Origin of the sequence: Citrobacter sp. R4, from assembly GCF_026719175.1 — a bacterium.
Classification (GTDB): domain Bacteria; phylum Pseudomonadota; class Gammaproteobacteria; order Enterobacterales; family Enterobacteriaceae; genus Citrobacter_A; species Citrobacter_A sedlakii.
Map to the genome: position 1 here is coordinate 17,971 of NZ_JAPPSU010000013.1, position 13,984 is coordinate 31,954.

General features: G+C 51.7%; 12 protein-coding genes. 10 read left to right on the forward strand and 2 right to left on the reverse strand.

The window, feature by feature from the left end; all coding sequences use genetic code 11:
• Positions 1-21: 21 nt before the first annotated feature.
• Together OOJ60_RS20515 and OOJ60_RS20520 are read right to left on the reverse strand one after the other, a co-directional pair.
• Positions 22-810, reverse strand: a complete 789-nt coding sequence (locus OOJ60_RS20515; protein ID WP_042292431.1) for a DeoR/GlpR family DNA-binding transcription regulator — start codon at positions 808-810, stop codon at positions 22-24.
• A gap of 38 nt (positions 811-848) precedes the next feature.
• On the reverse strand, positions 849-1,745 hold the full coding sequence (locus OOJ60_RS20520; RefSeq protein ID WP_205613103.1) for a sugar kinase: 897 nt from the start codon (positions 1,743-1,745) through the stop codon (positions 849-851).
• 171 nt (positions 1,746-1,916) lie between these two features.
• Between OOJ60_RS20520 and yihU the strand changes: the two genes are divergently transcribed.
• The 10 genes from yihU to dtd all read left to right on the forward strand — a co-directional run bounded on the left by yihU (position 1,917) and on the right by dtd (position 13,950).
• Positions 1,917-2,807, forward strand: a complete 891-nt coding sequence (yihU, locus tag OOJ60_RS20525) for a sulfolactaldehyde 3-reductase (protein ID WP_042292436.1) — start codon at positions 1,917-1,919, stop codon at positions 2,805-2,807.
• Positions 2,808-2,833: 26 nt separating this feature from the next.
• On the forward strand, positions 2,834-3,721 hold the full coding sequence (locus OOJ60_RS20530) for an aldolase (RefSeq protein WP_199957751.1): 888 nt from the start codon (positions 2,834-2,836) through the stop codon (positions 3,719-3,721).
• Positions 3,722-3,753: 32 nt separating this feature from the next.
• Entirely contained in the window at positions 3,754-4,764 is a 1,011-nt protein-coding gene (locus OOJ60_RS20535; protein WP_205613104.1) for a zinc-dependent alcohol dehydrogenase, read from the forward strand.
• A 69-nt stretch (positions 4,765-4,833) separates the two neighbouring features.
• Positions 4,834-6,267, forward strand: a complete 1,434-nt coding sequence (locus tag OOJ60_RS20540) for an MFS transporter (RefSeq protein WP_042292442.1) — start codon at positions 4,834-4,836, stop codon at positions 6,265-6,267.
• Between the two features lie 102 nt (positions 6,268-6,369).
• The gene (locus OOJ60_RS20545) at positions 6,370-7,737 is read left to right on the forward strand and encodes an MFS transporter (RefSeq protein ID WP_205613105.1); all 1,368 of its coding nucleotides are present in this window, start codon (positions 6,370-6,372) and stop codon (positions 7,735-7,737) included.
• The gene (locus OOJ60_RS20550) at positions 7,727-8,617 is read left to right on the forward strand and encodes an aldose epimerase family protein (protein ID WP_205613106.1); all 891 of its coding nucleotides are present in this window, start codon (positions 7,727-7,729) and stop codon (positions 8,615-8,617) included. The genes OOJ60_RS20545 and OOJ60_RS20550 overlap by 11 nt, the downstream gene beginning before the upstream one ends.
• 505 nt (positions 8,618-9,122) lie before the next feature.
• The gene (locus tag OOJ60_RS20555; protein ID WP_205613107.1) at positions 9,123-11,867 is read left to right on the forward strand and encodes an autotransporter outer membrane beta-barrel domain-containing protein; all 2,745 of its coding nucleotides are present in this window, start codon (positions 9,123-9,125) and stop codon (positions 11,865-11,867) included.
• A 183-nt stretch (positions 11,868-12,050) separates the two neighbouring features.
• Complete coding sequence (gene yihX, locus OOJ60_RS20560; RefSeq protein WP_042292451.1) at positions 12,051-12,650, forward strand: glucose-1-phosphatase; 600 nt, start codon at positions 12,051-12,053, stop codon at positions 12,648-12,650.
• Positions 12,644-13,516 carry a virulence factor BrkB family protein gene (locus OOJ60_RS20565; RefSeq protein WP_205613108.1) on the forward strand — a complete coding sequence of 291 codons (873 nt, stop codon included), beginning with the start codon at positions 12,644-12,646 and terminating at the stop codon, positions 13,514-13,516. The genes yihX and OOJ60_RS20565 overlap by 7 nt, the downstream gene beginning before the upstream one ends.
• A complete protein-coding gene (gene dtd / locus OOJ60_RS20570) occupies positions 13,513-13,950 on the forward strand; it encodes a D-aminoacyl-tRNA deacylase (RefSeq protein ID WP_042292457.1) in 438 nt (145 codons plus the stop codon). Before OOJ60_RS20565 ends, dtd begins: the two co-directional genes overlap by 4 nt.
• Positions 13,951-13,984 lie beyond the last annotated feature (34 nt).

The window sequence follows — 13,984 nt, forward strand, 5'->3', positions numbered from 1 at the left end:
GCTTTTTTTATCTCTGTAAAATCAGGCATCATCCTGTTCGGCAATGACCAGCTCAACGTTCTCTTCATTGAGCAGATGCTTGAAAGTATTTGGCGGTGGGGCATCTGTAAAAAAAGCCCGCACGTGGCGTGCATTACCGATAGACACTGCGGCAGATGCGGTGAATTTAGTATGATCGGCAACCAGCAAGGTATTTCGCGCATGCTTGATCATCGTCTTCGCCACAAGGGCTTCATTAACATCAAATTCCAGCAGTGTTCCGTCCTGTTCGATAGCCCCGATACTGGTAATCAGGTAGTCGGCTCTGAATCCAGCAATAAAATTCTCAGCACCCGGCCCCACAATCCCGCCATTATGCGCGCGTAATGTCCCACCGGGCACCATCACTTCAATATCCTGGTTTTTATACAGGATTTGCGCCACCCGCAGGCTGTTTGTAATGATGCGAAGATCACGGCGATGGAGCAAGGCGCGGGCAACGGCTTCTACCGTCGTACCAATAGTGATAAATACGGTGCAACGTTCCGGAAGATAGTCTGCAACGGCTTCTGCAATCGCTCGCTTTTCCTGTGTCAGTGAGAGTTCCCGTTGTTCAAAAGCCGTATTCATGATGCTGGAAACCCGTCCTGCCCCACCATGATGGCGAGTGATGAGCCCTTGCTCACTTAGCTTACGAATATCCCGGCGCACGGTTTGCGTGGACACATCCAGCAACTGTGCTAACTCTTCGATATTCATATAGCCGCGTTCTGCAATGTAATGAATAAGCTGATCGTGTCGTGGGTTCCCGGTGACTTCAGTGATGCTCATGAATACTCCTGTACGTCTCTTCGTCGATGCAGGCTATTTTACGCATAAAGTGACAAAAATGATTCGGTTTGCTCACGATTAGGAATTCCGGCCCGTCCACCCGCCTGTGTACATTTCATTGCGGCGACCGCACTGGCGAAGCGAATAGCCTGTTCAATCGGCATTTTTTCCGCCAATGCTACTGCCATTGCGCCATGAAACACGTCCCCAGCGCCAGTCGTGTCGACAACCTTGACAGAAAAGGCGGGAAGATGACACAAACGCTCATTTTCAATCCATAACGATCCTTCATTACCCTGTGTGACATAGACTTTGCCGTCGGTATGTTTCGCCGCGTGTTTCAGCCCTTGTTCGGCATCTTCCCGTCCGGTCATTCGCTTCAGTCCAGGCGCAGAAAATACGGCATGATCGGCGAGAGCGACCAGTGGGGCGATGTCTTGCGGCGTCATATCCGCATCCAGGACGGTCATGACGCCCGCTGCACGAGCCAGAGTAAAAGCTTTTAACGTTCCCTCATGCCAGCGAACATCAGCCAGAACAATGTCGTAACGTGTGAAATCGATCGATTCCAGCCATTGCGCATCGGTTTTCAGGTCAGGGCTCGGATAGTTCACGATGATCCGCTCGCCATCTTGATCAACCAGAATGGCTGACTGCGAAGAACGGGCATTCGGGTACTGACGGCAATATGTGGTATTTACTCCCCAACCCTGAAGCTCATTAAGTAACGTACTCCCACAACTATCGTCACCCACTCGCCCGATAAAATCCACTTCAACGCCGAGCCTGGCAATAGCTACCGCCGCCGTGGCTGCCGGGCCGCCTCCGGTCTCCATATAGTGATTTGACTGATATTTCCCTCCACCCTCAGGCAGGTGATTAAGAGAGTAAATCCGATCCTGAACGGTGATCCCAACGCATGCGATTCTGGTCATATCTGTTTAGTCCTGTGTAAGGCTGTCGTCTTTTGTTTATTTTAATGACATAAATGATCAAATTGGTGACGCTAGTCTCGTTTTTCATCATAAATTACAAATATGCTCAAAAATAGACGAAAAAGAACTTTATGTGTAATTATTTTGCCAACCAGAGACTGGAGAGCGTTCATGACAACTATCGCATTTTTAGGGTTGGGGCAGATGGGTAGCCCAATGGCCAGCAATCTCTTACAGAAAGGACATACCTTACGTGTGTTTGACCTGAATCCGCAGGCTGTGGAGGAGGCGGTGAAAAAAGGGGCCATTGCGGCGCAAACGCCAGCTGACGCCGCCAAAGATGCTGCTGTTGTGATCACCATGCTGCCAAATGGCGACGTCGTTCGGCAAGTTCTGTTTGGGGAAGAGGGAGTATGCGAATCCCTGTCTGATGATGCGCTGGTCATTGATATGTCCACTATTCACCCATTGCAGACCGATGCGCTGATTCACGAGATGAAAGAGAGGGGCATCAGCATGATGGATGCACCTGTTGGCAGGACATCCGTTAACGCCATTGACGGCACACTGTTAATTCTGGCTGGTGGTACACCTGAGCAGGTCGAACGCGCGCGCCCCATTCTACTGTGTATGGGTAATGAACTGGTAGAGGCGGGTGGCCCAGGCATGGGGATCCGCGTGAAGCTTATCAATAACTACATGAGCATTGCACTGAATGCCTTATCAGCAGAGGCCGCTGTCCTTTGTGAGTCTCTGGGGCTAAGCCTCGATGTGGCAATTAAGGTGATGAGTGGTACCGCCGCAGGCAAAGGACATTTTACTACCACATGGCCGGGGAAAGTACTGAAAGGAGACCTTAGTCCGGCATTTATGGTGGATCTTGCGTTGAAGGATCTGCGTATCGCAGTTGATGTCGCTCATCAGACAGGTGCGCCGCTCAATATGGGCGTAGCAGCAGAAACCTACTATGCCAGTGCCAGTGAAAACGGCAGGGGTCGTCAGGACTGGAGCGCATTGTTATCTCAGGTTCGTCAGCAGGCGGGCCGCCCGGACTCACTTTAAGGCTATAAACATTCACAGGAGTTACTATGTCTTCCCATAACACCCCATACACGCTGAAAGATATTTCCCGCCCCGGTGGTGGATTCGCCATGCTGGCGGTTGATCAGCGTGAAGCGATGCGCCTGATGTTTGCAGCAGCCGGACATCCCACACCCGTTGCCGATAGCGTATTGACGGACTTTAAGGTTGCGGCAACGCGCATCCTGTCTCCTTATGCTTCCGCTGTTCTCGCTGATAAACAATTCTGCCTCGATCAAATTGTTGCGCAGGGGGCTGTAGCGGATACATGTGGCCTGATCGTAGCGGCTGACCATTTCGTACCGGGCAATGGTATACCGGTTGATAGTGTTGAAATTGATACCGCTGTTGACCCCGAACAGGCTCGTAAAATGGGCGCAAAAGCAATGAAGCTGCTGGTACTTTGGCGTGAAGACGAACCTGCGCAAGCGCGTCTTGATATGGTGAATGAATTCGTACAGCGCTGCCGCAGCGCTGGTCTGGTCAGCATTATTGAACCCGTCGTGCGTCCACCACGTCGTGGCTGGGAGTTTGATAGGGAAAGCGCCATTGTGGCTGCTGCGGCTGAGTTAGGCGGCACCGGCGCCGATCTCTACAAAGCAGAGATGCCATTAGGCGGCAAAGGGGACGAACAGATGCTTCTGGCGGCGTGTCAAAAACTGAACGATCAAATGAAAATGCCATGGGTCATTCTCTCCTCTGGTGTTGATGCGGATATATTTGGCCGCGCAGTTCGTATTGCAATTAAAGGTGGCGCGAGCGGATTCCTTGCAGGGCGTGCCGTATGGGCTTCGGTCATCGGCGCCCAAGATCCTCAAACTATGTTGCGTGATGTATCTGTTCCACGGTTACAACGTTTAGCGGAGATCGTGGATGAAGGGATGACTCAACGCTAATCACCAGTTCATAACGAATTTGGAGAATGATTATGGATAAAATTACTCAGGTTTTGTTTTCTGATATTGGGAAAGTCACTACCCAATATGTCGAAGCGCCACACCAGCAGCTTAATCCCCATGAAGTCCGCATTGCCCCGGTGTTCTATGGTATTTGTGGGTCAGACCTGCATGTCCTGAAAGGGGGGCATCCGTTCGCAAAACCGCCTGTTGTGCCGGGGCACGAAATTGCGGCACGCGTAACGGAAGTCGGAAGTGAAGTGACGAACGTGAAACCGGGCGATCATGTCGTAGTCGATCCGATTATGGCTTGCATGGAATGCCGTGCCTGTAAAGCGGGTCGTTTCAATCTCTGTGAACCCCCGCAGGTCGCGGGTTTTCGTGCACCAGGTTTTGCACGCTCGCAGCATATTGTTCCGGCCCGAAATTGCCATGTCGCCCCTGCCTCTCTGCCCCTGAAAGTTCTGGCCTTCGCTGAACCCGCAGCCTGTGCCCGTCATTGCGTCAATCGTATGCCTGAAGCCTCGCTGGAGAGCGTATTAGTGATTGGTGCAGGCACAATCGGGCTTTCCATTGTTCAGGCTCTGCGCATCATGGGGGCGGGGAAAATCACCGTCATTGAACCGGATGCGGCTAAACGTGCGCTTGCACAAAAACTGGGGGCAGCAGAAGTCTGGGCTCCAGGTGAGCTTGACCCACAGGTTCGTTTCACCGGGGCGATCGATGTGGTTGCCGCGCAGACCACCCTGAATGATGCCTGTACGCGTGTTTATGCGGGTGGAACGGTCGTCTGCATGGGCGTACCAAATGGTCCTCGTGAGATTCCTTTGCCGATGATGCAGCGTTTCGAACGCGATCTGCTCAATTCCGGTATGTACATCCCGGAAGATTTTGATGTCGTGATTGAGTGGCTTGCGGATGGTCGCTTTGATACCCGTGAACTGGTGACGGATCTGTTCCCGGTTGGCGAGGCTGCCAAAGCATTTGAACGTGCGCAGCAAAATGACTCAATAAAAGTCATGCTGCAATTTGCTGAAGATTAATACCTTAAGCCTCTGTCTGGCGCTGCATCACAGCAGCGCCACCCTACAACAATGAAAAAGGATACTGCGATGAGTGACATCACCAGTCCTGCACCTTATTCAATCAGTCGCCCTCAGGATGTGATTGATATTGTTAATAAAAATTCAGCAGTCAATACCAGTGCTGGCGTTATTTTTATCGCGCTGGGTGGCATTCTCATTGACGCTTATCAGGCTGCGATGGTCGGATTTGGTAACAAATACATCGCGGCGCAATTCGGTATTTCCCCTGGCCTCGCCGCCACCGTTAACGCCTCTGTTTTAGTTGCGGCGCTGATTGGCGGTTTATTAGCCAACCGGGTAATAAACCGTTTTGGGCAAAAACGCGCATTTATCATCGGAATGGGTTTATGCACGATAGGCGCAGCGGCGGTAGCAATAGCCCCCAATATCTGGTGGGTGCTGGTATGCCGCGTAATTATGGGATTTGGCCTGGGAATAGATTTCCCTCTGGCGACAAATGCAGTTGCGGAACTTCGCGGGTCTACGTCGAAGAAAACAGGCTCATCCGTTAATCTCTGGCAAATGGCCTGGTATGTCTCCACCACGGTGGTCTATCTCGTTCTGTTGCCGCTGCTTCTCTCTGGCATTGCAGAAGAGCAGCTTTGGCGTTATGGGATCTTCATTGGCGCTATTTTTGCCGTCATTATCATGTTCCTCCGCTACTTCTTTATTGGCGAGTCCGCGATGTGGGCGGCGCGGGTAGGACGATATGAAGAGGCCTGCGACATTCTGGCCAAACGCTATGGTGTTCAGGCACGCGTCGCCGCACCCTCACTCATGCAGAACCAGACTTCAGAAAAGACGGAAAATAAGCTGCGTGGGGGATATGGCATTCTGTTCAACTCGCGCTATCGCAAGCGCACCATCTTGGGTTGCGTCGTTGCCACAATGCAGGCCTGGCAGTATAACGCGGTGGGTGTTTATTTACCGCTGACATTGGCCGGTATTCTGAGCGGCGGGTTAACCGGTGCTCTAACGGGCTCCGCTGTCGTGAATGCTCTGTGTGGCATCACCGGGGGGATGATTGGTTCGCTGATCCTCCAGCGTTTGGGAACACGCTTGCAATCAATGTACGGGTTTGCACTCGTGACCATTGCCTTGCTGGCACTCGGTACTCTGGCAACCACAAATCCTTGGCTTTCTTTGGCCCTTCTGGGGGCGATTATTTTCTTCCATTCCGCAGGGCCAGGCGGGTTAGGGATGACGATCGCCACGCTCTCGTATCCACCGACTATCCGCCCGACGGGGGTAGGATTTGCAAGGGCCATCATGAGAACAGGGGCGATTGCCGGGCTAATCTTCTGGCCTATGCTGTGGGGAGCCTTGAAGACAGAGGCTTTCTACTGGCTGGCCATGGTGCCATTCCTTGGATTCCTGACCTGCGTACTGATTAAGTGGGAACCTCTTGGGACTAACGTTGATGCCGAAGATGCCGAGGTACTGGCAGAACTGGAGAAATAATTATCAGGCGCGTCGGCCAGCGTCGACGCGCTTATAAATAACGCTCTCCACCTTTGACGTGGTTTGTTCCGTAGCTTTCTCGCCGACCCGGAGAGGAAAATTATGGCTAAAGAATTACTGGTACCGAAAGAAGGGTTATCTGGCAAAGCCATGAGGCGCGTTGTGCTTGGCAGTTTTGCTGGTGCGCTAATGGAATGGTACGACTTTTTTATTTTCGGTACGGCAGCAGGACTGGTTTTTGCACCGTTGTTTTTCCCTGACAGCGATCCTTTTATTGGTTTGATTGCGGCCTTCGCAACCTTTGGTGTGGGTTTTCTGACGCGTCCTTTAGGCGGCATTGTTTTTGGCCACTTCGGCGATAAAGTTGGGCGAAAAATAACGCTTATCTGGACATTGGGCATTGTCGGTAGCTCGACGTTTTTGATCGGCTTTATCCCAACGTATCAGGAGATCGGCATTTGGGCTCCTGTTACGTTGATGATTCTGCGTCTGATTCAGGGATTTGGCCTGGGAGGAGAATATGGTGGCGCGGCATTAATGACCATTGAGTCTGCTCCCCAACATAAACGTGGGTTTTTAGGCTCATTGCCGCAAACAGCGGCATCGGTGGGCATTATGTTGGCAACGGGCGTATTTGCGCTCTGTAATCATTTTCTGACGCAGGAACAATTTCTTTCCTGGGGCTGGCGTATTCCTTTCTGGTTATCCGCTGTGATGTTAATCGTCGGCATGTTTATACGACTACATACAGAAGAAACACTGGATTTTAAAAAGCATAATACGGCGACCTCGTCTGAGAAAACGGCACCGCCTCTCATTGAGCTCTTTCGCAAGCATCCGCGGAATATCATGCTGGCACTGGGGGCCAGACTGGCAGAGAGCGTCTCGTCCAATATCATCAATGCCTTTGGCATAGTCTATATCTCCAGCCAGTTGGCCTTATCAAGTGATATCCCTTTAACCGGTATGCTTATTGCTTCGGCGATTGGCATCGTGTGTTGCCCACTGGTTGGCTGGATCTCTGATCGCGTTGGGCAGCGGAAAATGTATCTGTTTGGCGCGGGTTTTTGCGTTCTGTTTGCGTTTCCATTTTTCTTCCTGCTGGACACGAAGAGTACGCTTATTATCTGGTGCAGTATGATCCTGGGCTATAACTTAGGCCCGACGATGATGTTTGCGGTTCAGCCGACATTATTTACCCGCATGTTTGGTACCCGCGTCCGTTACACCGGGCTTTCATTTGCGTATCAATTCTCAGCTATTCTGGGGGGAATGAGCCCGCTTATTGCCTCCACTCTTTTGGCGATGGGGAACGGCAAACCCTGGTATGTTGCTCTGTTCCTTTTTGCCATTTCTGCCCTCTCTTTTATTTGCGTCTGGCTCATTAAGCCGCATTCACCCAATAAAAAAGACGCTAAGAAACGATTTTCTTCTTACCGCTATATCAGAGAACAAGTTCATGAAAAATAAATGCAATCACGCGCATCAACAAGCGTTGCAACAGGCTTTTGATGCTCTATGGCCAGGACCGGTAGGCGATGTTATCACGCTGAACAAAGGAAACATCCGTCTACAGGTTTATCCACATGATGGTGCCAGAATGACATCATTACAGGCATTTGGATATGAAGTGCTGCGCCAGTGGGAACCGCAACGAAGAGCGTTTCAGTATGGTTGTTTCCCGATGGTTCCTTGGGCAGGGCGGCTGGGTAACGCCACGATAAATGTGGGTGAGCAGAGTTATACATTACCTGCCAATAAACCGCCCCATGCACTGCATGGAATGGCTTGTTATTCCTGTTGGAAGGTGATGGAGCAAACCGCAGATACCTTAAAACTCGCTATGCTGCTTGGCTCACCATGGCCATGGCAAGGCGAAGTTTTGCAAACGCTCGCTCTGGAAGAGGATGCCCTGATTTTGCGTCTGGAAATTCGCACAGCATCAGATACGTTTCCGGCGTCTGCCGGGTGGCATCCCTGGTTTGCTAAACGGCTAACGTCTCATCGCGAAGACGAAGAATTACAGGTTCTTTTCCAGCCAGACTGGCAGGAAGAGCCTGGCGATGATGAACTGCCAACAGGCAACAGAATCCCCCCACGTGAAGGGCCATGGGATGACTGTTTTGGTTTTACGTCCGGGGTAAACGTCAGACTGAAATGGCCCGGAAAGTTAAGTATTTTGATGACATCTGCTGCGCAGAGTCTTGTGGTGTTTGATAAACAGCCAGATGCGACCTGTGTCAATCCACTTACGCAGGCTCCTGATGGCATTAACCGTACTCCGCAGTTAGTCTGTGTGGATTCACCTTTGGTGATTGAGAGCCGATGGCAGTTTCAAGGCGAAGCCTGACATTCCGCTGGGGATAAATCCTGTTAGCCGTTTTGAACGTAAGCTTTCCGGAAGACACTACTGAAAAATCGCCGCCGTCCCGGCGGTTTTTTATCACAAAAATCAGATTTTGATAATTATCCTGGTGTCAAAAACATTACTCCTAAAACGCCCTTCTTTTTACAAAAAATGCTTTTTTTACTCATTGATTTATTTGCTGATTTGGCTTTAGGAACGTTGTTTCTATTTTGGCTAAAAAAACGCCCAGGAATAATGCAAATAATTAAGAAAAAATCCTCCTGAATATTAATTTACGTTATTTAAGACCCATTGACAGCCCGATTAATTAAAGATATTTATGCCGTAAAAGGTAAGGTGCATAAATTTTTAAGTTCGGCGTCGCTTTAATTTAAAGAGCGCGGTCCTTTTACCTTTGGTTTTTTCAAGCAGTTATTTTCATTAGAAAACGGAGTCCTGATTCCTGACGAGTACGTGTAAAAACAAACGTTAAGGAAAAGGTGGAAATATGAAAACCATGAATAAAGATCTGAAAAAGAGCGCGCTTTTTAATAAGACGGCATTAAGCATTGCCGTTGCGCTTATTGCTGTAGGCGGCCATGTTCCGATAGCAGACGCGGAGCTGACGCTGGACCATAACAACGTACTTTATTATTACGCAGGTGCTACCCCCCTTGGTGATTACGATCTGATTAACGTCACAACCACCGGGACAGGCGCTACATCCCCGCTCGGGGGCTTTGGTGTTTATCTACAGACGAACGGCATGAATGCGCCAAGTCTGAAAGACATTACTATTAAAACGTCCGGTTCTGCTGCCGATGCGATTAGGGGCAACAGCGAAGCGGTCTTTTTTAAAGCCAGAAATTTAACCATTGAAACCACGGGGTCGTCGGCTGACGGCATTAATGCGGCGTCCGATTTTAATAATAACTACGACTCTCTGGTTTATGTCTCTGAATCTGCGAATATTGCGGTAAAAGATGGCGTTGCCGTCCGGGCGAATAACTTCCAGAACGCGGGAGCAAACAGCATTATTGTCCTGGCCGGAAAAAACGTGTTGAAAGTCACAGGCACGGGTACTGCGGCGAATGTGGCAGACAGTAAAGGCTACGCTGTTTACGCCGGTAACCGGGACAGAGATACCAACGGCATGGGGATTGTGGATATTCTGCAAGGGAAAAGCCATAACACCAAAGGTAATGCGTATGTCTTTATCGGCGATGACTCTGAAATTTCTACCACCACCAAAGCGGGGCATGCTGTTTACGCCAATAAGGGCGGCCTTATCCAGCTAGGTGACGGGGTGGATATTTCAACCACGGGAACCAACGCATTCGCTATTTACGCCTCTACGGAACAGCAAGGTACCTACACGGATAATATCCGTCCGGGTACGGTGTATCTGGCGGGAGGCGCGAAGCTGAGAGTGGCTGACAGCGCCGATGTGATTCAGGCCAACGGCGTTGATTCAATCATTGCCAGCCAGGCGCTGGCAGTGCCGGAGATTGCCGATACGTATCTCAGGACCGACCGGTTAAACATCGACAGAACGGCGCTGACCGACAGCGAAGGCGTGTTTGATATTGAAGGCAATATCAACGCCATCAATGGCGGTACCGTGGCGCTGAATATGGCAGATACTTCCCTGTTCGTCGGCTCGTCCAGCGTAGACGCCACGTCAAAAGTTAACCTGAACATGAAAGGCGGCGACAGCCTGTGGACGATGACCAAAGACTCCACGCTGACTGACCTGACGCTGGATCAGGCGACGTTGCGCTACAGCCCTGACGGCGTATCCCGCGACGATCAGTCCACCTTCAAGACCCTGACCGTGATGGGTAACTATATTGGTACTAACGCGTTGCTGGTACTGAACACGGTTCTGGAAGGCGACAGTTCATTTACCGATAAGCTGATTGTACAGGGCGATACCTCCGGCAATACCAACGTCGGCATTAACAACATTGGCGGCATGGGCGAGCTGACCGTTGACGGTATCAAAATCGTTGAGGTCGCAGGGAACTCTGACGGTACCTTCACCAAAGCCGGACGTATTGTCGCGGGCGCGTATGACTACGATGTGGTGAAAAAAGCCAGCGACTGGTATCTGACCAGTGAGCTGACGCCTGTGGATCCGCCGGAAGAACCGGATCCCGATCCGGTCGATCCGCCAGAGCCTCCGACACCGCCAGACCCGGTCGATCCGGTTGACCCTCCTGAGCCGCCGGAGCCTCCAACACCACCGACGCCGCCTGCGCCTGAACCCACGCCGGTTGAGCACCAGTATCGTCCGGAATTTGGCAGCTATCTGGCGAACAATTACGCAGCCAACACGATGTTTATCACCCGACTGCACGACCGTCTGGGTGAGACGCAGTACACCGACGTGCTGACCGGAGAAGAAAAAGTCACCAGTATGTGGATGCGCAACGAGGGCGGTCATACTCGCTTCGACGACGCCAGCGGGCAGTTGAAAACCACGGCAAACCGCTACGTCCTGCAAATTGGCGGCGACCTGGCGCAATGGAGCAGTGACGGCCTTGACCGCTGGCATCTCGGCGCGATGGCGGGCTATGCCAACCAGAAAAGCAAAACCCGTAATAGCCAGACAGGCTATGCCTCTCGCGGTTCTGTAGACGGTTATAGCGTTGGCCTGTACGCCACCTGGTATGCGAACGAAGCCGATAAAACCGGCACCTACCTGGACAGCTGGGTATTGTACAACTGGTTCGATAACACCGTTCGCGGTGACCATCTGGCCAGCGAAAGCTACAAATCCGACGGTATCACGGCGTCTGTGGAAGGCGGTTACAGCTTCCTGGTCGGTGAAAGTGAGAACGCAACTTACTGGATCCAGCCGAAAGCCCAGGTTATCTGGATGGATGTGCAGGCTGATACCCACCGTGAAAATAACGGAACGGTTGTCAAAGATAAAACTGACGGCAATCTGATGACCCGTCTTGGCGTTCGCGCTTACCTGAAAGGGCACGCGGAAAAAGACGCCGGTAAAGGGCGTGAGTTCCAGCCGTTCGTAGAGGCAAACTGGATCCACAATACCAATAACCAGGCCGTGCAGATGGGCTCCATCACGGATGAAATCAGCGGCACGCGCAATATTGGCGAACTAAAAGTGGGTGTGGAAGGGCAGGTGACGCCACGGCTGCAGGTCTGGGGTAACGTTGCACAGCAGGTGGGCGACAACAGCTACAGTGATACCTCCGCGATGCTTGGCGTGAAGTACACTTTCTGATACGACAGGCTGCCATAAATCGTTGTAAAGATTGAAACCACAGGCCCGATAATCGGGTGATGTCACCAGAGGCGATGCTGAAAATGCATCGCCTTTTTTTCGCTGATCTTCCCGGTCAGACGGATAGTCAAACTTCGCCTTTCCCGCTACAGTTATTCATCCACGGCGAGTAAGGAGATGAACATGCTCTATATCTTTGATTTAGGTAATGTGATTGTCGATATCGACTTCAACCGCGTGTTAGGGGCATGGAGTGATTTGAGCCGTGTACCGCTGGCGTCATTAAAGCAAAGTTTTACGATGGGAGACGTCTTCCACCAGCATGAGCGCGGAGAAATCACTGACGAAGCGTTTGCCGAAGCGCTGTGTCAGGAGATGGAACTGTCGCTGAGCTATGAGCAATTTTCTCACGGCTGGCAAGCGGTGTTTGTCGCGCTGCGGCCTGAGGTGATCGACATCATGCATAAACTGCGTGAGCAGGGACATCGCGTGGTTGTTCTGTCGAACACTAACCGTCTGCATACCACGTTCTGGCCGGAAGAGTACCCTGAGATTCGCCAGGCGGCGGATCATATCTATCTTTCTCAGGATCTCGGTATGCGCAAGCCGGAAACGCGTATCTATCAGCACGTTCTCCAGCAGGAAGGATTTTCCGCGAGCGATGCGGTCTTTTTTGACGATAACGCCGATAATATAGAAGGGGCTAACCAGGTTGGGATGACCAGCATTCTGGTGACCGATAAATCCACCATTCCTGATTATTTCGCGACGCTGTTATGCTAAAAACCACGCATCAAAAAGCCAGGCACCATACGCGCCCGATCCGGGCCTGGCTAAAGCTGCTCTGGCGGCGCATTGATGAAGACAATATGACGACGCTGGCAGGAAATCTCGCCTACGTCTCGTTGCTCTCTTTAGTGCCGTTGATCGCGGTTGTTTTTGCGCTGTTTGCCGCCTTTCCCATGTTTTCCGAAGTCAGCGTTCAGCTCCGGCACTTTGTTTTTGCCAACTTTATCCCCGCCACAGGCGATGTGATTCAGCGCTATATCGAACAGTTTGTGGCGAATTCCAACAAAATGACCGCCGTCGGGGCGTGTGGGCTGATCGTTACCGCACTGCTGCTGATGTACGCCATCGACAGCGCCCTCAATACCATCTGGCGCAGCAAGCGTACGCGGCCAAAGGTCTATTCTTTTGCCGTGTACTGGATGATCCTGACGCTCGGGCCGCTACTGGCCGGGGCGAGTCTTGCCATCAGCTCATATTTACTTTCATTGCGCTGGGCAAGCGATCTCAATTCGGTGATTGATGATGTCCTGCGCATTTTCCCGCTGATCCTTTCCTGGCTCTCTTTCTGGTTGCTTTACAGTATTGTGCCGACTACGCGCGTACCCAATCGTGATGCCGTTGTCGGCGCATTTGTCGCTGCGGTGCTGTTCGAAGCAGGAAAGAAAGGTTTCGCGCTTTATATCACCATGTTTCCGTCTTATCAGCTCATTTATGGCGTGCTGGCGGTGATCCCGATTTTATTTGTCTGGGTATACTGGACCTGGTGTATCGTCTTGCTTGGCGCGGAAATAACTGTCACTCTCGGGGAATACCGCAAACTCAAACAAGCCGCAGAACAAGAAGAAGCAGACCAACCATGATTGCACTCATTCAGCGCGTAACCCGTGCCAGCGTCACCGTGGAGGGAGAGGTGACGGGTGAAATTGGCAACGGACTTTTAATCTTATTAGGTGTCGAAAAGGATGACGACGAGCAGAAAGCGAATCGCTTATGCGAGCGCGTACTGGGCTACCGTATTTTTAGCGATGCTGACGGCAAGATGAACTTAAACGTGCAGCAGGCGGGCGGAAGCGTGCTGGTGGTATCGCAGTTTACGCTGGCGGCCGATACGGAACGCGGCATGCGTCCCGGGTTCTCCAAAGGGGCAACGCCGGAACGTGCTGAGGCGCTGTACGATTATTTCGTCGGGCGCTGCCGCCAGCAGGAAATGAACACGCAAACCGGACGCTTCGCTGCGGATATGCAGGTTGCGCTGGTCAACGATGGTCCCGTGACGTTCTGGCTTCAGGTATGAATCAGCTTCCGGCGTGGCCGCGGGTAACAAGAGA